Source organism: Paraglaciecola sp. IT1134, assembly GCF_058068185.1.
Map to the genome: position 1 here is coordinate 4,847,380 of NZ_CM176486.1, position 19,311 is coordinate 4,866,690.

16 protein-coding genes and 1 pseudogene are annotated in these 19,311 nt (G+C 44.5%); 8 read left to right on the forward strand and 9 right to left on the reverse strand.

Going from position 1 to position 19,311, the window contains the following annotated elements; genetic code table 11:
• Positions 1 to 19 precede the first annotated feature (19 nt).
• Positions 20 to 910 (forward strand): DMT family transporter, encoded by an 891-nt coding sequence (locus tag AC3RV5_RS21060; protein WP_489729528.1) that lies wholly within the window; start codon positions 20 to 22, stop codon positions 908 to 910.
• A gap of 5 nt (positions 911 to 915) precedes the next feature.
• Here AC3RV5_RS21060 and AC3RV5_RS21065 read toward each other — a convergent pair whose 3' ends face one another.
• A complete protein-coding gene (locus AC3RV5_RS21065) occupies positions 916 to 2,340 on the reverse strand; it encodes a sensor domain-containing diguanylate cyclase (protein WP_489729529.1) in 1,425 nt (474 codons plus the stop codon).
• A 391-nt stretch (positions 2,341 to 2,731) separates the two neighbouring features.
• Here AC3RV5_RS21065 and glmU point away from each other — a divergent pair, with 391 nt between their 5' ends.
• The 3 genes from glmU (at position 2,732) to glmS (ending at position 6,882) form a co-directional block, all read left to right on the forward strand.
• On the forward strand, positions 2,732 to 4,090 hold the full coding sequence (gene glmU, locus AC3RV5_RS21070) for a bifunctional UDP-N-acetylglucosamine diphosphorylase/glucosamine-1-phosphate N-acetyltransferase GlmU (RefSeq protein WP_489729530.1): 1,359 nt from the start codon (positions 2,732 to 2,734) through the stop codon (positions 4,088 to 4,090).
• Between the two features lie 176 nt (positions 4,091 to 4,266).
• Complete coding sequence (locus AC3RV5_RS21075) at positions 4,267 to 5,046, forward strand: DeoR/GlpR family DNA-binding transcription regulator (protein ID WP_489729531.1); 780 nt, start codon at positions 4,267 to 4,269, stop codon at positions 5,044 to 5,046.
• A 3-nt stretch (positions 5,047 to 5,049) separates the two neighbouring features.
• On the forward strand, positions 5,050 to 6,882 hold the full coding sequence (gene glmS, locus AC3RV5_RS21080) for a glutamine--fructose-6-phosphate transaminase (isomerizing) (RefSeq protein ID WP_489729532.1): 1,833 nt from the start codon (positions 5,050 to 5,052) through the stop codon (positions 6,880 to 6,882).
• A 396-nt stretch (positions 6,883 to 7,278) separates the two neighbouring features.
• Here the strand turns inward: glmS and AC3RV5_RS21085 are convergent, their stop codons facing one another.
• Both AC3RV5_RS21085 and cls read right to left on the reverse strand, forming a co-directional pair.
• Entirely contained in the window at positions 7,279 to 8,046 is a 768-nt protein-coding gene (locus AC3RV5_RS21085) for an endonuclease/exonuclease/phosphatase family protein (RefSeq protein ID WP_489729533.1), read from the reverse strand.
• Between the two features lie 58 nt (positions 8,047 to 8,104).
• Positions 8,105 to 9,559, reverse strand: a complete 1,455-nt coding sequence (gene cls / locus AC3RV5_RS21090) for a cardiolipin synthase (RefSeq protein WP_489729534.1) — start codon at positions 9,557 to 9,559, stop codon at positions 8,105 to 8,107.
• A 49-nt stretch (positions 9,560 to 9,608) separates the two neighbouring features.
• On the opposite strand from cls, the gene AC3RV5_RS21095 reads away from it, so the two are divergent.
• Entirely contained in the window at positions 9,609 to 10,067 is a 459-nt protein-coding gene (locus tag AC3RV5_RS21095) for a hypothetical protein (RefSeq protein WP_489729535.1), read from the forward strand.
• Positions 10,068 to 10,373: 306 nt separating this feature from the next.
• Here the strand turns inward: AC3RV5_RS21095 and AC3RV5_RS21100 are convergent.
• Positions 10,374 to 10,472 (reverse strand): annotated as a pseudogene (locus AC3RV5_RS21100) (IS5/IS1182 family transposase); the annotation flags it as partial.
• 386 nt (positions 10,473 to 10,858) lie between these two features.
• On the opposite strand from AC3RV5_RS21100, the gene AC3RV5_RS21105 reads away from it, so the two are divergent.
• Complete coding sequence (locus tag AC3RV5_RS21105) at positions 10,859 to 12,070, forward strand: hypothetical protein (RefSeq protein WP_489729536.1); 1,212 nt, start codon at positions 10,859 to 10,861, stop codon at positions 12,068 to 12,070.
• Between the two features lie 959 nt (positions 12,071 to 13,029).
• On the opposite strand, the gene AC3RV5_RS21110 is transcribed toward AC3RV5_RS21105, so the two are convergent.
• The 4 genes from AC3RV5_RS21110 to AC3RV5_RS21125 all read right to left on the reverse strand — a co-directional run bounded on the left by AC3RV5_RS21110 (position 13,030) and on the right by AC3RV5_RS21125 (position 16,335).
• Positions 13,030 to 13,641, reverse strand: a complete 612-nt coding sequence (locus tag AC3RV5_RS21110) for a DUF1989 domain-containing protein (RefSeq protein ID WP_489729537.1) — start codon at positions 13,639 to 13,641, stop codon at positions 13,030 to 13,032.
• Position 13,642: 1 nt separating this feature from the next.
• Positions 13,643 to 14,299 (reverse strand): guanitoxin biosynthesis heme-dependent pre-guanitoxin N-hydroxylase GntA, encoded by a 657-nt coding sequence (gene gntA / locus AC3RV5_RS21115; protein ID WP_489729538.1) that lies wholly within the window; start codon positions 14,297 to 14,299, stop codon positions 13,643 to 13,645.
• 198 nt (positions 14,300 to 14,497) lie between these two features.
• A complete protein-coding gene (locus AC3RV5_RS21120) occupies positions 14,498 to 15,019 on the reverse strand; it encodes a DUF421 domain-containing protein (RefSeq protein WP_489729539.1) in 522 nt (173 codons plus the stop codon).
• 269 nt (positions 15,020 to 15,288) lie between these two features.
• Positions 15,289 to 16,335: an AI-2E family transporter gene (locus AC3RV5_RS21125; RefSeq protein ID WP_489729540.1), complete on the reverse strand. Its 1,047-nt coding sequence runs from the start codon at positions 16,333 to 16,335 to the stop codon at positions 15,289 to 15,291.
• A gap of 1,032 nt (positions 16,336 to 17,367) precedes the next feature.
• Between AC3RV5_RS21125 and AC3RV5_RS21130 the strand changes: the two genes are divergently transcribed.
• Both AC3RV5_RS21130 and AC3RV5_RS21135 read left to right on the forward strand, forming a co-directional pair.
• On the forward strand, positions 17,368 to 17,706 hold the full coding sequence (locus AC3RV5_RS21130) for an FKBP-type peptidyl-prolyl cis-trans isomerase (protein WP_489729541.1): 339 nt from the start codon (positions 17,368 to 17,370) through the stop codon (positions 17,704 to 17,706).
• A gap of 233 nt (positions 17,707 to 17,939) precedes the next feature.
• Positions 17,940 to 18,644 carry a DUF445 domain-containing protein gene (locus tag AC3RV5_RS21135; protein WP_489729542.1) on the forward strand — a complete coding sequence of 235 codons (705 nt, stop codon included), beginning with the start codon at positions 17,940 to 17,942 and terminating at the stop codon, positions 18,642 to 18,644.
• A 158-nt stretch (positions 18,645 to 18,802) separates the two neighbouring features.
• Here the strand turns inward: AC3RV5_RS21135 and AC3RV5_RS21140 are convergent, their stop codons facing one another.
• Positions 18,803 to 19,120 (reverse strand): PP2C family protein-serine/threonine phosphatase, encoded by a 318-nt coding sequence (locus AC3RV5_RS21140; RefSeq protein WP_489729543.1) that lies wholly within the window; start codon positions 19,118 to 19,120, stop codon positions 18,803 to 18,805.
• Between the last annotated feature and the right edge of the window lie 191 nt (positions 19,121 to 19,311).

Below are 19,311 nucleotides of genomic sequence, written 5' to 3' on the forward strand. Positions count from 1 at the left end.
TTACACGATAGGAAAGTTAATGCCCTTTAGATATTTTATCGAACTAGTGGTGCTTGCCAGTGTATGGGGCAGTTCTTTTATTTTTATGCGCACCGCCGCGCCTGAGTTTGGCCCCATCATGCTCATCATGCTGCGCACCGCGATTGCTGCCTTGTGTTTGTTGCCGTTTTTGTTTAACGCTCAATCCAAAAGCCAAATGCGTACCTATTGGCGGCCGATTCTGTTTGTTGGGCTGGTTAATACCGCCATTCCGTTTTGTTTATTTAGCTACAGTTTATTGCATATAGGCGCTGGCTACGCCTCGGTACTCAATGCCTGCGCCCCGATGTTTGGCGCCTTGGTCGGCTTTTTCTGGTTAAAAGACAACATCACGCGCATTGCAATCTTCGGCCTGGTACTGGGTTTTATTGGCGTTTTGGTATTAAGTTTGGCTCACCAAGCGGCGTTTGCCGATGCCAGCCTGTTACCTGTAATGGCAATTTTGCTGGCGACGTTTTTATATGGGGTGGCTGCGTGTTTCACCAAACAATACTTGCAGGGCGTGAAGGCGTTGGTCGTGGCGGGCGGTAGCCAGTGTTTTGCCGCGCTATGCCTATTCCCAGTCAGCCTGTTTTTCTGGCCGTCAGCTATGCCTTCTCTGACTAGTTGGCTGCATCTGATAATTCTGGGAGTTTTGTGCACGGCCATCGCATACATCATGTATTTTCGTCTCATTGCCAATGTGGGCTCTGCCAACGCCATTACCGTTGCTTATTTAGTGCCTGTATTTGGAGTATTTTGGGGAATAATTTTCTTACAGGAACGTTTAACTACGGGAATGTGGATAGGAGCAGGACTGGTATTAGCCGGAGTCTGTTTGGCCACGGGCCTCGTTAGGCGCCGCAGGCTTACTATTAAGCCTGCAATGTGAAAACGTTATTGTTCGTCGAGTAATTGCAGTCGCACAGCATTACGGCCTTCTCGTTTGGCGGCAAATAATGCGTCATCCGCCGCCGCAATGACTTCATTAATGGTGCGGGGCGTAGCGGTAAACGATACACCAAAACTGGCCGTCATGCGGATCGACATGCTACCCGTAGTGATCGTCATTCCGGCTAATCTATCCCGTAATTTCTGCGCCATCTCCACTGCCTCATGGGGACCGGTATTAGGTAACAACAAGACAAACTCTTCACCTGCCCAGCGTCCCAACATATCACTTTCGCGCAGCTCTAATTGCAGCATGGAGGCGATTTGGCGCAAAACCACATCACCGGCCTTGCGGCTATGAGTCTCGTTGACCGTTTTAAAGTTATCCAAGTTAATCAGTACCAGACTCACGGAGATCTTTTGGTACATCATTTCATCGAATTTTTGAGTAATGCTGCTACGATTTGCCAGCTCAGTTAAAACGTCAATTTGACGCGTCTTCTGCATGTCTTGTTTAAAGTAATACAACAAGTTATAAATTAGCAGGAACAAACCGAAAATCACCGCCAGCAAGGTCACCACACTGATAATAAAGCCGCGGCTTATGGCGGTCTGGCGTGAATCTAGGGGAGTGAGCAAATATAATGTCCAGTTGAACGGTTGGATATTTAACTCGGCAATCAAGAAGTCGTAACCGTCGATTTTTATTAACAGGTTGTTCAACGACCCTTGTTGTTGGTCTGCTGACAATTTTTGATACCAGGGTAAATCAACCAGTTTTTTAAAATTGGAGTTTGCTGCAAGCAAGTCAGGATCAGACGACAGAGTAATGTTCTCGTCCTGATCGACAAAAATAAAATCATAACCATATGTTTGCTTGTATTCGGCGAATAACTGCAAAAAGCTGCGTAGGCTTTTACCCACACCAAAAAAACCCAAAAAACGTTCATTTTCATCAAATACTTTTAAATCGATATAAAAATGGGTGTCTTCCCATTTACCTATATCGGCCACCACTGTGGCTGGTTGGTCTTTGTATTTAAAATACCAACTGACTTCACCATCGATCAGATCAGTGGTACTGCCATCGGAATTATATTGACGCCGGCTTAGGTCGCTGGCAATGAAAAAATTCATATCAAATTCGCTCTGCAAGCGCCCCAAGGTATTGAATATCGCGGCTTCATCTAGCATAGACGGACCCATAAGATCTTTCAGCTCTTTGGCCTGAACCAGGGTTTGGGAAATATGCAGCGGCTTCATAAACTGATCGACGATAAGCTGCAAGGCGGGTGAAAGAGACTGTTGCTGGGCCCGGCTTTGTTCTGCCACAATCTTAGATACGCTAAAATGCACTAAGATAACGATTGATATGGCAACTACTGCAAACAGCAGCAAAATACTGCGGTGGAGGGTTCTAAAAATATTCACATAGGGCCTTGTCTAAAACTATTTCGTTATGAAAATCAACATCTCGCGCTGAGCATGTTAAGAGCTCGGTGCTGAAAAAAGGATCGCAATATTCTGTTCAAATTCAAATTGAGAACTTAGGTATGGGCGATTGGAGCTAGTATATAACGCTTTTGATAGGCCCAGAATTTTTATTTATCCACTCTATTGGCTCTAAATTCCCTAAGCGTTGCCAACATGGTCAACGTATCACTATCTCAACATTGTTGCTTGGATTGGGTTGAATTTGATTTTAGTTGTAGCGGATTTACTCAAACCTTAGATGTATTTTGCGACAGTTTGCCTAAAGCCACTAGCAGTTTTTTTATCCATCCGTAGAATACAGGGCAATTTAATCCAAAAGAGACATCCCATGGCATTTTCAGTGGTAATTCTAGCGGCCGGCAAAGGCACCAGAATGAAGTCAACACTACCTAAAGTATTGCACGCAGTCGGCGCAAAACCTATGGTGCAAAGAATTATCGACACGGTAAATCAGCTCGGTGCCAGCAGTATTAATTTGATCTATGGCCATGGTGGAGAGCAACTACAACAAGCCCTTGCCCACAATGATCTGAATTGGTGTTTGCAGGCTGAACAATTAGGCACTGGGCATGCGGTACAACAAGCGGTCCCGTATATAAAAGATAATGAAGATGTCTTGATATTAGTTGGCGATGCCCCGTTGATTAAAGCCAGTACCCTGCACGAGTTACTCAAGGTCAAAACTCAGGCAGATCTGGCCTTATTAACGGTAGAGTTGCCAGATCCCTCAGGCATGGGACGCATTGTCCGCCAGGGTGATCGGGTAACTGCCATAGTTGAACATAAAGATGCCAGCGAGACCCAGCGCCAGATCAAAGAGATTAACACCGGCATGATGATCATCCAGGGCGCAGACCTGAAACGCTGGCTGCATAACCTGAAAAGCAATAATTCCCAGGGTGAATTCTATTTAACCGATGTAATCGAGATGGCAGCTGAGGAAGGTAAGGTCATTAAGGCCGCCCACCCGAGCACCGCAATTGAAGTGGAAGGTATCAATAATCGCAAGCAACTTGCCGCCATAGAACGGGCGTTTCAGTTTGAACAGGCCGAAGAATTGATGATGCGAGGGGTGACCTTGCTCGACCCGCACCGCTTTGATTTGCGCGGTGATGTCGTCATTGGCCAGGACATAGTAATAGACGTAAATGTGGTGATTGAAGGTACGGTAAAAATCGGCTCCAATGTGATAATTGGTCCCAACTGCGTTCTCAAAAATTGTGAGATCGGGGATGGCGCCATTATAGAAGCCAACTCGATGCTGGATCAGGCAATCGTTGGTGAAAATTGTTCAGTGGGTCCCTATGCCCGGTTGCGGCCCGGGGCAGTGATGCACGAGGGAGCTAAGGTAGGCAACTTTGTTGAAATGAAAAAAACGGTACTGGGTAAAAACTCCAAAGCTAATCATCTCGCCTATTTGGGCGATACGGTAGTAGGCGTAGGTGCAAATATTGGTGCCGGTACTATTACCTGTAATTACGACGGCATAAATAAAGCCCAAACAGTTATTGGTGACGGCGCATTTATTGGCTCCAACAGCGCCTTGATAGCACCGGTTGTTATCGGGAGTAATGCCACTATAGGTGCGGGTTCTGTAGTCACAAAAGCGGTGGCCGATGGAGAACTGACCATAGCTCGAGCGAAGCAGCGCAACATACCAGGCTGGCAACGACCGGGCAAAAAGTAACACCCAACTGGGCTCAGCGTAGAGTATGACTGTTCAATAGTGGGTGCCGTAAACCATCCACCTCCGGTTTTTCTTCTACGTGGCCCATGTTTTTGTAGCAAACATTAAAATTTTATTGCAAATCGTAACTTAAGCCCTACAATGCCTTTCGTTTTGTAACTTAATTGGTTTCATTTATGCAGAAACGCAATACCCAGCAAAGGCGTCGCGCCATTATTGAGCGTTTAAATCAACATCGTGAAGTCATGGTTGACGAACTTGCTGCTTTGTTTTCAACCTCTGAAGTGACTATCAGAAAAGATCTGACTGAGCTTGAAAATAACGGATTGCTATTGCGTAAATTTGGCGGAGCGGTATTGCTGCCGCAAGACTCTTCGGAATTATCCAGCGAAAAATTATCTAGCCGCAAAATTGCCATAGCCAAGGCCGCAGCCCAGCTTATCAAGGATCATAATCGTATTATCATCGATAGTGGCAGTACCACGGCGGCACTTATTCCTGAGCTTAAAAGCAAGCGCGGCTTGGTGGTCATGACCAACTCCATACATGTCACCAATTCATTGCTCGAACAAGAGAACGAACCCCAGGTATTGATGACCGGAGGCACCTGGGATCCACAATCCCATGCGTTTCAGGGCAAAATGGCCGAACAAGTGTTGCGAGCTTACAATTTTGACCAGGCCTTTATTGGTGCAGCCGGACTGGATTTAGACAAAGGTACCACCACCTTCAACGAACTGACGCAGTTGAGTCAAGTCATGGCGGAGGTGTCCTTAGAGGTCATCGTCATGGCAGAATCAGAAAAGTTGCTACGTAAAATACCCAATATTGAGTTACCTTGGCAGGCAATATCAGTATTAGTGACCGATGACTTGATCGCAAAAGAAGATAAACAGCATATTGAAAAACAAGGCGTAAAAGTTATTTGCGCACAAATTAATGATATTGGAGCATAACGTATGTGTGGGATTGTAGGGGCCATTGCCGAGCGAAACGTAGTTGAAATTTTATTGGAAGGATTAAAACGTCTTGAATACCGGGGTTATGACTCCGCAGGTGTAGCGTTGCTGGATAACGACGGCAACCTGACACGTACCCGACGTATCGGCAAGGTAAAAGAATTGGCCGACGCCCTGCATGCTTATCCAGTCAAAGGTACCACAGGTATCGCCCATACACGCTGGGCAACACACGGCGGCGTAACCGAAGCCAATGCCCACCCGCATTTTTCAACCGAACGTATTGCCGTGGTGCACAACGGTATTATCGAAAATTACCAGCGTCTGCGCGCCGAACTGTCAATAAAAGGTTATGGCTTTACCTCAGATACCGATACCGAAACCATTGCCCACCAGGTCCATTTCGAGTTAGACCAAACAGGCGATTTACTCAAAGCGGTTCAGCAAGCGGTGAAGAAGTTTGATGGTGCCTATGGCACGGTGATCATCGATAAACACGCCCCGGAGCGTATGATCGTGGCTCGTTCGGGCAGCCCCCTGGTAATAGGATTAGGCATAGGAGAGAATTTTATCGCCTCCGACCAGATGGCCCTGTTGCCCGTTACCCGTCGTTTTATGTATCTTGAAGAAGGTGACGTGGCGGAAATTACCCGTACCAGCATCACAGTATATGATCAAAGTGGTACCCCCGTTGAACGTGAAGTCGTAGAATCCGATGTGGAACATGACGCCGGTGACAAAGGTGGCTATCGCCACTACATGCTTAAAGAAATTCACGAACAACCCACAGTTGTGCGCAACTGCTTGCTGGGTCGTTTGGGTCAGCATGACATCAGCCCGAATATATTCGGCCAAGATGCAGATAAAATACTTTCCACCATTAAACATGTGCAAATTGTGGCTTGTGGCACCAGTTACCACTCAGGTATGACAGCCAAATACTGGTTGGAGCAATATGCCAATGTATCGTGCAACGTGGAAATTGCCTCGGAATTTCGCTATCGCAAATCCTTTGTGCATCCCAACAGTTTGTTGATCACCATTTCTCAATCCGGTGAAACCGCAGATACTTTGGCCGCCCTGCGTCTGGCAAAAAGCAGCGGTTATTCTTCCAGTTTGGCTATCTGCAACGTTCCCGGCTCATCCTTGGTGCGTGAATCAGATTTGGCTTTTATGACCTTGGCCGGAGCCGAAATTGGCGTAGCGTCAACCAAAGCCTTCACTACCCAGTTAACCGCCTTTTTGTTGTTGACCTTGGCCTTGGGCAAATACAACGGCATGAGTGAAGCCGATCACAAAGCCATAGTTGATGGCCTGCACAGCTTGCCAAGCAAATTGGAAGAAACCCTGAGTTTGACCCAGGGCATTAAAGATTTAGCGGAGGAGTTTGCCGACAAACATAACAGCCTGTTTTTAGGCCGTGGAGCGCAATACCCCATAGCTATGGAAGGCGCACTCAAACTTAAGGAAATCTCCTATATTCACGCCGAGGCCTACGCTTCTGGGGAACTCAAACATGGCCCCCTAGCCCTAATCGACGATGAAATGCCGGTGATAGTGGTCGCCCCCAACAACGAATTACTGGAAAAACTCAAGTCAAACGTAGCTGAAGTGCGCGCACGGGGCGGTATCATGTACGTGTTTGCTGACAAAGAAGCACACTTTGAAAGCGATAAAACCATGCGCGTAATCAATGTACCTCATTGCGACTCCCCCATCGCCCCAATCATCTATACCTTACCTTTGCAGTTGTTGTCTTACTATGTGGCGGTAATCAAAGGTACAGATGTCGACCAACCCAGAAACCTCGCCAAGTCGGTCACAGTAGAATAGACAAAGGGGCGCAAGGCCCTGTGTGCGGAACATGATATTGGATTTGTACCTGTCTAGTGTTAACTGGTTGTTTTGTTTTGTTTCGTACATTGGGTTGCTCCCAATAAACCCGAAGCCCACTTTTTAGGTGGGCTTCTTTATTGTAGCCGAACAATTTTTGGGCAAATTTCGAGTGGCAAGTCTGAGCGATCTAGGCATTAACAAGGTGAATAGGAAGATTAAATCTATTGCGGTCATTTCATCGGCTCTGAACCCGCAGGTTTTTGATTTTGCATTGGAGGAAAACAACACCTGCAAAAAATTAAGCCGCCCTTACATGCCGCAGCAGAACCACATCTCCAACTCACGATTTAATATGGCATGCATGAGATCAGTGATGAAAGAAGCGACGTTATTTTATTCCACTGGATTTAATGTACATAACGACAAGCTGATTGGGTAGTGATCAGAAGAGTGGATATTTGTATGTACGTGCGCATCGATTACCTCTAAGCCGCGACAATAAATATGGTCAAGATGTTGATATAAATGATTTAGCCTTGGCTGACGTACCATTTTCACTTCCTCTAACGAAAACGACATTGCGAGCTGATGAAAGTATTTCAATCTTTTCCCATTCCAAGTATTAAAGTCACCCGCCAATAATATAGGGCCATCATGCTGTTCCAAAGTTTTAAAAACTTGATCTAGATGCACTCTGAATTTTTCAAAAGAAACAAAGTTAATAAGGTGCGAATTTACTACTAGTAACGACTGCCCCAGGGGATGTAAAGGATACGAGGTTGTCAGCAACATTTTTTTTGTTTTTGAAATGGGCTCGCTGTGTATTGAAGCTGAAAAATAATGTTTATTTGCCGCAACCGTCGATCCGGTTTTAACGCCTGTTTCGATGTTGGTTTTCACGTTCCTGAAGCTACGCGCCATAATCCACTGATGCTGTAACGATTTGTTAAAATGGATATCTAAGGGTGAGTTTAATATAGCTTCCTGCAAGAGAATTAAATCTTTGTCACACATGAGTGTTGTAAAATCTTCCCGCCATCCCTTTTTCCTGCATTTAAAAACATTCCACAGTAATATCTCGATGTTTGGTCCCAACACCTGTTTCGACGCCCGGCCCATGATTTTTAGGGCTTCAACTGTGCTATACCGACTTTTTAGCATGAAAACATTGGCCTTTATAATACGTATGACAGCAAGATGAATTATTGTACGGCTAGCATTACAGATATGGTGAAAATAAACGAAACAAGTTGTTGCGAATTTTTCTGTAGGTGGGCAAGCCATTAATTTTACCCTCTAAAACGGGGGTAGCATTCTGTTTTTTTAAGGTAAAAAATTCTGTTAGCTTTGCATTAAGATTTGCATCAAAACATTCTAGGTTAATTTCGAAATTGAGTTCTAAACTTCTGGCATCCCAGTTGGAGGAGCCTATAAATGACCAAATGTCATCAATAATGACAATTTTACTGTGGTCAAAAGGTCTTTTATTTTTGTATAACTGGATACCGTGCTCTATTATTCTCGGCAAATTTGCTTCCATTACCCAGTCCAAAAATGGAATATCACTGTGCTGGGGCACAATAATTTCGATTGACACGCCACGCAATGCCGCTGCGTGAAGAGAAGTCATTAATGTTTGGTCAGGGATAAAATAGGGTGTCATGATTTTCACGCTGGTTTGTGCACAAACTAATGCGTTAATTAATGTCCAGCGTATTTTATTATGGTCTTCATCTGGGCCATCTTGAATGATCCGGGCAATGACAGATTTAGCGTTTTTTTGCTCCTGTGTGTTTGGCTTATAGCGGGGAAATTGAATTAATTCATGTGTAGCAAAAAACCAATCCTCTATAAATACCTGACTAATTTGGTCAATCACCGGGCCTGTCACTTTAAAATGAATATCATCAATGGGGTGTACTGCGGATTTAACCACATTGTTCTTGCTTACGTTCATGCCTCCGATGTAAGCCACTTCACCATCCACGCAGAGTATTTTTCGGTGGTTTCTCAGGTTGATAAAACGAATGCTGGTAAGCGAAATTGCGGGTAAAAACCGGGCGGTTTTTACCCCCAGTTTTTTTAAAGCTCTGTCTGATTGGTGCCAGCTATAACCAATGCCGATCCCGTCCAGTAAAACGTTTACCATTACACCGCGTTGATGTGCCTCAGCTAAAGCGTTAACAAATTTTCGGCCAAGTGAATCGTCGTCAAATATATAACTTGATAAAACGATATAACGCTTGGCGCAATTGATGGATTGAATCATTGCCGGGTAGGCCTTATCGCCATTAATGAGCGGTTCAACTTTGTTATTTGCAACGTAATTAACAGGGTGAATTTTATATCCTGCGATGATGCCTGAATGCCAGTTTTTGGGCAGGTGGTGAAACTCAATGAGTTTTGCTTGCTGGCGAAAGTCTTTTTTAAGCGCCTGTGGATGTTTTTTTTGTGCTGATCGCTTGATGCGATTTATCCCAAACAACCAGTAAAACAGGCTTCCCATCACGGGGGAAAATATAACGAGGCCAATCCAGGCCAGTGATGTGCGTTCGTTTTGTTTGAACAGAAGTACATGTACCGATGTCAGTAGAGATAAGCTAAAATGCAAAACAACTACGATGGTTACCCAATGGATGTAGATCCATTCAAGTAATGTTTCAAATATTTGCATAAAACCTACCTTAAATAATGCGCGGCTAAATCAATTACGGAAAACAAAATTGCTGACAGAATCCTACAACAAAATTGCAACATACCTAATGGAGAATTTTGGCGCCAACTTTATATTCTTAACTATTTTGTTAACGACAGCTGTTTCTATCATTTATTTTATAGTGATAAGTTACTTCATTACTCAAATGGATAAGCGATACTTTGTGCGTAAGAAAATCGCAGGGGAAGTCTTTAGGGAAACCCCTTACTTAACGACGATGAATAGCAGCGTAACCTACGTGGTTAAAATTGTAAAAATCATAGTTGGAGTATTCTTGTTGGTGTGTGGGCTTGTGATGTTGGTTTTACCTGGTCAAGGTTTAATCACGATGTTAATTGGTTTGAGCTTGATCCCGTTTCCAGGTAAAAACCAGCTTGAACAAAATCTTCTTTCGCGAAAGTCAGTAAGGTCTTCTCTAAACTGGATCCGAATTAAAGCCAATAAGGAACCGTTTATTTTTGATTAAATCCACCATCAACAGATTAAATAGTTTCAAGCATCTAAAATTAAACGCCGCCACGAATTGCTACTTAGCCCAGACAATAGGAAGAATAACCGCTACCCCAGATCTATTTAATAGACCTGGATCGTAAAGATGCGGACTTTAGGTAACTGGCCATTTGTATAGGTAATGTCTGACAGAATACTGCCAGTGTGAAATAGAGGTACAAAATATAATTCAGTTCAAATAGCGTATGAGCGTGAAACGGCCTTAGCTGCTACAAATGTCTTAATCTAGTTGCTCACACTCCCCCTTATTCTTTGCAGATCAAAGCACAGTTTCAATAGCCACATCAGAGTATATAAATCCACGACCACTATGGTGTTCAAAACAATACCAAGACTTAATGGGTTGCTCATCAATCATAAAGTCGACAAGCCTCAGTTGATTAATGCTTTTTGCTACTGTGACCAATAACCTTTCCCAAGTCCTTCATACCTGTCGTCAGTCCCTTATTGAATGATTAACACATTGTAAATCTTACGCGCCATTCAGTAAACGTTACCCGGTAAGCGTTACCCGGTAAGCGTTACCCGGTAAGCGTTACAAAATTTAAGTAAAGTGATGTTAGCAGCACCAACAACCACATTGTACTCATGCGCGGTATGACGTGGTTGAAAAACACTACACTGAAAAACATACCTAACATCCAAACTGGCGAAAATATTGCATTGCGCATCTGAAGCTAATCACCAAACGATACGGTAGCGGAAGTAGTTCAGCCACCGTCCTTCTATTTACTCACGGAGTTCATCATGGCAATAGATACACATAGTACATCCGCCGCAGCTGCGGCTACTTTTAACACCCCGGTTGGACACCGTATAAGTTGGGGGGCCATCTTTGCAGGAGTCAGTTTGTTGATTGCTGTCAGTTGGCTTATGTTGTTACTTGGCTCTGCAATAGGAGTGGGCATTGCTGACGCAACAGATTTATCCGCAATCGGAGATGGCTTAGGAATTGGGTCAATCATTTGGATACTACTAAGCACCATTTTTGCTACCTTTGCCGGTGGGTTACTTGCTGCCAAAATGGCAGGAACGGCGGATGATCGCATTGGAGCGTTGCACGGCCTCACCGTTTGGTCGGTTGGAACGTTGCTCATTATCCTATTGGGCGCTTCAGGCGTCGGTGGGGCAATGAATTCAATCAGTGGCGTTTTGGGGTCCGCAAACAAGGTGAGTACGTCGATCATCTCCAGTGCCACAGGCTCAGATGAAAGCAGCGGACTACCGGACTCGGTTGCTACAAGTATCGCGGCCATATTGAAACGCCAAGCATCAAGCATAATTAGCAATACTGGTAGTGGTGCGAATAGTCCAGATCAAGGTGAAGTACGTTCGGCGATAGAATCATTAAATGCTGAAGATACTGGGGCTATCACTAGTGCATTAATTGCCGGCGATACAGAAAAAGCACGTAGCCAGTTGACGCAGCGTACTAACCTGTCAAGCGCTGAAATTGACTCGATTATCAAGGGTGCCGATGAAAAAGCTGAGAGTTGGAGTGAATCTGAAGGCGCACAGGAAGCCCAACAGTGGCTGAATGAACAAATGAATGATGTTAAAAGCTCTATAAACCAATCTGTGGCTGACTTAGGTGGCGCACAGGTATCGCCACAAGAAGTCAATCGAGCCTGGAAAGAGCTAGATTCAAAAGTCATGGTTGAAGCCGGCCAATATCTGGTAACGGGTAAACCTGAAATGGCTAAGGATGTTTTGGCAATCAATACCAACCTGTCTAAAGACGACATTAACGCCATTGTTGACGGTGCCGAACAAGAAGTACAGCAGTTGATTGACAAAGCTAAGGCGAAGCTAAACAAAGCCTCTGAAGCGATTGGCACTTATACTCAAGCAGTGCTGTGGTCAGCGTTTATTGCTGCCGCTTTAGGAATGATAGCCGGCTTAGTTGGTGGACATATGGGAGCTGGAGCGGTGCGCCGTGTGTATGCTGTTCGTCAATAACTTGATGAATTGGCATAACTAGTAATACGTACAACAAAGATATTAGCGAGGAAAATAATATGAGATTTGGTCTAATAGGATTAGTAATACTGCTGTTGGTCGCAGGCGCATTGGTTCAAAACGTATTCATTGGCGGCATAGGAGGTCTAGTACTACTTATCGTGCTGATACTCTTCTTAACTGGAAGACTCTAACGTTTGAAGCTAAATGAATCGATATTAAGTGGATTATATCAATCTACAGGTGCCGCTAGGCAAATCGAAGACTAACTCAGCACGTAGTCCCGATAGCTGAAAAACGCCATGTCCCTCCTAGGGACATGGCGTTTGTTTTTGAGTAGCATAGGAATAATAAAATTTTTTCACGCAGCTAGGCTACATATTAATGAAGTTGAAAAATAAGTTTCTGATTTGCCGCAAACATGTTCCCAAAAACTTACTGTCACTAGTAAACTATGAAAACTAATACCAAATACGCCTGAGAAGTGTTTAGCGTAGAGGTGGCAATTCACACCCACCATTTTAGACATCGTATTCATGTTACGGAAAGCCTGATGACGCTCGTCAAATGAGGCACCACTGCCCTTACATATGACGTTGGTGAATACTTCACCTTGTCTTTTGAACAAATCCGTTCCTTCATATATAGCTCAGTGTTCATGGTCGTGATCGAAGGACATCAACGGCGCTACAAGGCATTGGCCTCACTGGTATTTAAGCGCTGGTTCAAAGGCTTACACGACACGCTGTTAACTATGAACATCACGTTCGGTATTGTAAAGGCGGCGGCATTGACGATGCAATCGCCTTAGTGGCTACCGCAATCGTTGACAGAGAATTGGCAAAATCAACGATGGGTTCTTCTAAGGCGCTCAATCAGGATGTATTAGGCATTGTGGCAGAAAAAGCCATTGATACCTATTGGCACGAAAATGGATTGCGCTACTTCTTTTAGTGTATCTAGACAATCCCGTTCGCACCGATTTTATAAGCTGGAAGTATCTCAAACTGAATTGGTTTATAGGTAAAGTTGTTTGATTGTCCGGCCGAACACGCTGTCAGGCCAACTAACAAATCCATCCTCGCTCTAAATATCGTAAAGTCTCCCGGCTTGCTCTTTGGCGGCAGGACAGACACTTTCCCGTTAGCAGAAATTTCGACGTTCATGAACGTATTGAACGTGGTGTTTATTTGGCTTTCCTTAATACCAAAAGGGGCGAATGCGTTTAGCAAATTTCCATGGCATCCGGGAACCACTTCCTCGTCAGGGTAGAAGTGTCTAAATGTATCTGGGCTACAAGGCGTCAATAAAAAATCGTGATCAGAGACTCGGTCTTCAACAATTTCAAACATTGGGTTACTTAAATTAGAGTAAAGCACAGAGCCCTCTCCAAAATTGACCGATTCGTTATAATCAATGGTTCGTCCTGAGGATAAATATTCTTCTAGGTTGTTCTTGTTAAAACAATATAAGTCGGCCACTTGCTGGCCTTCAGGATCGATTACTTTAAGGCATTGGCCTTTTTTTATCGAAAAAGCTGTGCCGCTTCTTGGCGCAATAGTTTCTGTCATATTAGTTCCTTGTTGTAAATGGGCATTGCCAGTCCTTTGGCAAGTGACGCCCACTATATTGTTTAGCTTCAGACTCTTTTCCATGGTCCTGCAGCATGTGATTAGGGGATCCGCAAAACACTTCATCTTTTTTGCGGATCGAGTCTCGCAACGGTGTGAATTTATTTTCTTCTTTCATGGCCTCAAATTGTCTGTGCATATTGAAAACAAGAGCAGGCTTGGTATACCGCCGAGAGCGACGATTACTGAATGGGTTTAGGCCGATAATAAAGAATGCTTCACCGCCTAAACTAAAGCTAAATTGATTACTGTTGGGGTCACAACTAACGCTGCCGTCCCAGTCATAGAGCTCGGAATCTAGGTTATGTAGCGACTGCAATTTTGACCACAGAGCATCGTCGAAGTCTTCTTCGCTTTCAATATCTTCAAGCTCAAAGGTGGCGACGAAACTGTAAAAATGGCCTTGTATGCCACGATATTTTTTGATAAATGAGTAGAGCGCTGACAGGACGCTTTCATCACAGTCACAAGACAGCATATTTCCCGCATTAAAACTAATAATTTGATTTTTTGCATTGGCGGCACGGGCACCTAAGCACGGAAATCCGTCTTGGGATACGAACTCGTGAATATCTTTAAATTCGTTTAACGTTTTCATTATAAGAGCCTCCCTTTCGATTTAACTAGACTTAAACAAAAAGAGTGCCAATTGACTTTTTAGGCTGGATTTAACCTACAAATGTATCCTTGGCTAGCGGCGTTACTATATGTCTTATTTTAACGTTGTATTTTTGAGCGTTCATCTGTGTAAATTTTTCTCACGGTACTCACATTTGATTAAAATAGCACCCTGGCGTTAGTCGTCGATCCGCCGTACGCCTTTTAATAGGTCTTCTGAGCACTGGTCGCCATGAAGAACCGATATATCGCCGGTTGTTTCGAGCACGACTGCGCGCACCTGTGAAAAATCCAGCACGTTAGACTCCCGAAGTTTAGCGATCAGATCGCTCTGTGCGACCCGCGTTTTGGTTAACGCATCATGTAAAATGATGCCGTCTCGCATTAACAGCACCGGGGTATTTTGCATTACTGCTTCAAACGTATTCGACGCTTTGCGAATGCGCGCCGTGGAGTATTGAACAACAAACAGCGTTGCCATCGCGATCAGCGTCTGCAGAAAACTTGACCAGTTAGTCGATTGACTTGCGCCGGCTAGCAGAGAGCCCATGGCAACCGTCATAACAAAGTCAAAGTTTGTCATTTTAGAAAACGACCTTAAGCCGTTAACACGCACCAGCATGACAATCCAGACTATAGCTACTGTGGTTAACACTACTGCGCGCAGGATCAGGTCGAGTGTTGAGTCAGATACAAACATGTTTGAGTCACCCCTTAGTTAGAGAAGCACAATCGTCTACGCTCAAGCATAGTAAGGTTTTACCAAAAATGGTCTGCTACATCTTAAGCGATTTGTCCAAACGCTCTTACATAAGTATAATCCTGTTAGAAAACTATCTTCAAAAAATTGGGTAAGCGGGTAATTGTTTATCATCAAACAAGAGCGTTATTCGGTATATTTGGCCAATAGTAAGTCTGTTCACTCGGCGCCACGTGCCGAAGCCGGGGTGAGCTGAAGTCTACAAAGCACTACTGAGAGGTTCCTTTTGCAGTTGTGGCTTCCAACAGGTCCTCTACGTACAACATGTTGACTATAACCATCAGCGTTACAGTAAGCGGGGCGGCTAGCAAGATGCCCGTCATGCCGATCATTGCGCCCAGAGTTACCTGAGCGAAAAGAGTCAGTGCTGGGGGAAGGCCAGCTATTTCGGCCTGTAGCACAGGCGTCAACACATAACTTTCAACTATCTGTACAGCGATATACAAAATGGTAACGTAGAGCAGTGCGTCAAACCCGCTGATCACGCTGACCATCGCAGCCGGAATAAAAGCAATAATAGGACCGAGATTAGGAATAAAAGAAAGCAGCGCTGCAATAATTCCGAGTATCAAAGCAAGATCGATCCCCAGCGTCCAGAGGCCAACCGTAGTCAGTATGCCAACCAATATCATTGAAGCGATTTTTGCAACAAGCCAACCTGACAGCGCTGACCCACATGCACCTAGTACTTCACGGGCTCTGTGCCGGTGTGAGGGAGGTACAAGCGCTACTGCGCCGTTGATATACCATTTAGGATTAACTGAAAGAAACAACGCCAGAAAAAGAGCAAAAATAAAGCTCCCTAGACCATTCATCGTTGATGAAAAAAAACTGGATACCGCGTTCACTATCGTACTGACTTTGGGATCATACGTGCTAATATTTTTTACATTGTCGCTAAGTTGTCCGGCCCACGGAAGTGTAGATAGCTGCTCCTGCATATAACTGATGGCTTGTGGCAGACGATCCATCAGCTCACTGGCCTGTGTGGAGATCTTAGGCGCGGTATACCCGAAAAAAAGGCCAAGTAACAAAAATGGCGCAATAATGGTTACCGGAAGCCATACCTTGGAAGAGACGTTGGTTTTCTTGCCTAACCAGCTCGCTGAGCCACAAAACAGAACGGCAATTAATATGCCTCCAAAGCCAGTGAGTATAATTTTGCTGCTGTTTACCAGTATCCATGCAAGAAGCACTACCAGCGTAGCGGTACTGGTCTGAATAAAAGTACGTTTCGCCAGTAATTTGGTATTCATATAATTCCTTGAAGCAAAAAGTTGAGAGCCAGGCGCTCTGAGCCTAGCATAAAGCCTCTTAAAACATAGTTAACACCCACATGTTCCCGTGTCTACAGGCAGAATAAACGCTATCCCGGCTCTAAGCAATGAGTAACAACTGGCTATACTTCGGCTGCAATCATGAAACAAAACTGGCTATTCGAATAGCTTGTGACTGATGAAAAAACGGGAAATGGGTGGTCTAACTGAATAAAACGGAGAGGTATTGTTAGCCTAACCTCAAAATCGGTCTTAATGAGGCAGCCAAGACCCCACTCTTTTTGAGCGTGTCAATGTGTTGAAAAAGGCAATGCGTTAAAGTAAAGAATTTTACTATACACCACAGACGGTGAGTCCCGATCAGAAATCTTGTTGTGCTGAGCCGATCACCGGTGGCGGGCGCAGGGGTGGCAGCAAGTTAGGTTGTTGTGTGATAGGTGCATTCGTCCCTGAGCACGAAATCAAATACTATAAAGATGCAATCGACAAAGGCTCCATATTGGTCGGTGTTAAATACACGAGTGATAATAAAGATAATATCAAAAAGACGTTGGAATAAGCCGGTTCCGATAAAGTGTCGACAGCATAAGACACTCCCATTTTTTTATGTCATGCAGGTGTAACTCTCCTATTTTTCGATCCGTTCCCTATTGAGCTCCCCTTGTATTAATCGCTCATAAAGTTAGAACGGTAAATCCAGGCGGATACTATTGTGACCTTAGATGGACTTGGTTTATTACCGGCTCAATAACCTAGTTGAGTAAAGGAAGCCGCTACCGGGGTGGGTAAACGACACCATCACAACACGACTAATGGCTTGTTATTTGTTGCAGTTGGTAGATATTTATGGGTAAAGGGGTTGAAGCGGACCCAAATGAACAGGGCAAAACAATCGAAGTATTGATGCATGAAAACCCTATTATCAACTAAGCGGCACTAATCAAGCGAACGGCCTTTATGCCGCACAATAGTTATAATCGCCGCCTTTATTACGGATAAATCAAACCAGTTATGCAACCTGAATTGAAAATTGATGACCTAGTTCCAGGCACGGGCAAAGTAGCCGAGCGCGGTGCACTGATCACCGCCCATTATCGTGGCTGGTTAGAAGATGGCAGTGAGTTTGACTCATCATATAAAAATAATACGCCGTTTCAATGTGTACTAAGTAACAAGCGGGTCATACAGGGTTGGATCATAGGACTGCAAGGCATGAAAGTAGGCGGCCTCCGCAAACTATGGGTACCGGCTCATCTCGCTTACGGTGAACGTCAAATCGGCAGCATGATCCCCCCGAATGCCAATCTAATATTCGAAATTGAATTGTTAGAGGTACTCACACGTGACTGATGATTTAGCATATTTACAAGCAAGCTCCCATCACTTTAGTTTTTTAAACTCCTGAGGCGATACCACAGGTGACGAGGAGCAATGCAAGTCGCTAGATAACGTGCCGTTAAAATCCAAGTTAACAATCTTCGCACTTGTCAGGCTTATATTGCCCCTGCTAGCATAGCCAGCTATTTGTACCCCATAATATTTATCTGCCTGCTGAGAATCTCGGTAGTAAAAGGAGAGCGTGTTTGAATAAAAGTATCATAACCAATGGATTGGCTCTGTTGTTGGTGCTCGCTGGTTTCATTTTAGACAATGATATGGTTAAAACCGTCGGCCTGTTCGCCTTATCAGGAGCCATCACCAATTGGCTGGCCATACATATGCTGTTTGAAAAGGTTCCGGGCTTATATGGCTCGGGGGTTATTCCCGACCGCTTTGAGGACTTCAAACTGGGCATTCATAATCTAATGATGGAGCAATTTTTTACCGAGCAAAATATCGATCGTTTTCTTGCCACTGATGGCAAACATTTCGACTTGAATTTAGCGCCTATATTACAAAAAATTGATTTAACGCCTACTTTCGATTCTCTGGTTGAAGTGATTAACAATTCTTCTTTTGGTAGTATGTTAGGCATGCTTGGCGGCACAGAAGCCCTTGAACCATTAAAACAACCCTTTATTGACAAGATGTCTGAGTCATTGCAAACCATCAGTCAAGATGAGGCATTTTTAGCCTTGTTGCATAGTGAATTAGAAAACCCAGATGTGATGAATGAAATTCGCCAAAAGGTTATGTTGATTGTGCAAAAGCGCCTCGATGAACTCACCCCAAAAATGGTTAAAGACATTATCCAATCCATGATCCGCCAGCATCTAGGCTGGTTAGTCGTATGGGGCGGTGTATTGGGTGGTTTAATCGGTTTATTGGCAGCGTTAATACAATTCTAGAATGGCGTAAAGGCGAGCTGGGCATCATTAGTTCCGGCCCGATGAGTCCCAGCTCTCCTTTTTGTTTCTCACCTTTTATACCCGTTTTTTTGCCCGCTACGGTTGCGCACAAATATGCGCATCGTAGCCGTTGAGTAATGGCTTGCACTTACCAGTGCCTAGCCCGGGTCAACTTCTCCCCTTGGGAATCCCAAATACTGCACGGTGATCACCGTCACATTATCTGGGGTGTTATGTGCCAGAGCCTCTTGGATCATTTCGTGAGCGAGATGCTCGGCACGCCGATTTTGTAGTATCAGCGCTATCTCGTCGTCTGTTAACACTGAACTTAAACCGTCACTGCACAACATAAAGATGTCATTAGCTTGCGAATCGCTACTGACCCTCTCTAGTTCCAAAGATTTATTGACATCAATTGCCCGAGTGACTCTATGGGCACCGGGGTGGGATCGGTCCCTAGGCCGTGTACAGTGCATAAAGGTTATCCTTTAAGTGCATATAATTCTTGGTTAAAAAAGAATGGTGCTGCTGCGTTGCTTGCCAGCTCTATACAGGTCTTATTTTACAGATTTTCCCACATCGATTGGCGCAAACAGTGCTCTGAACTGGTGCCAGCGAAAACCGCTCAAATAATAGGCTTGAGGGCATTGACTGTCTCGGATTAAGG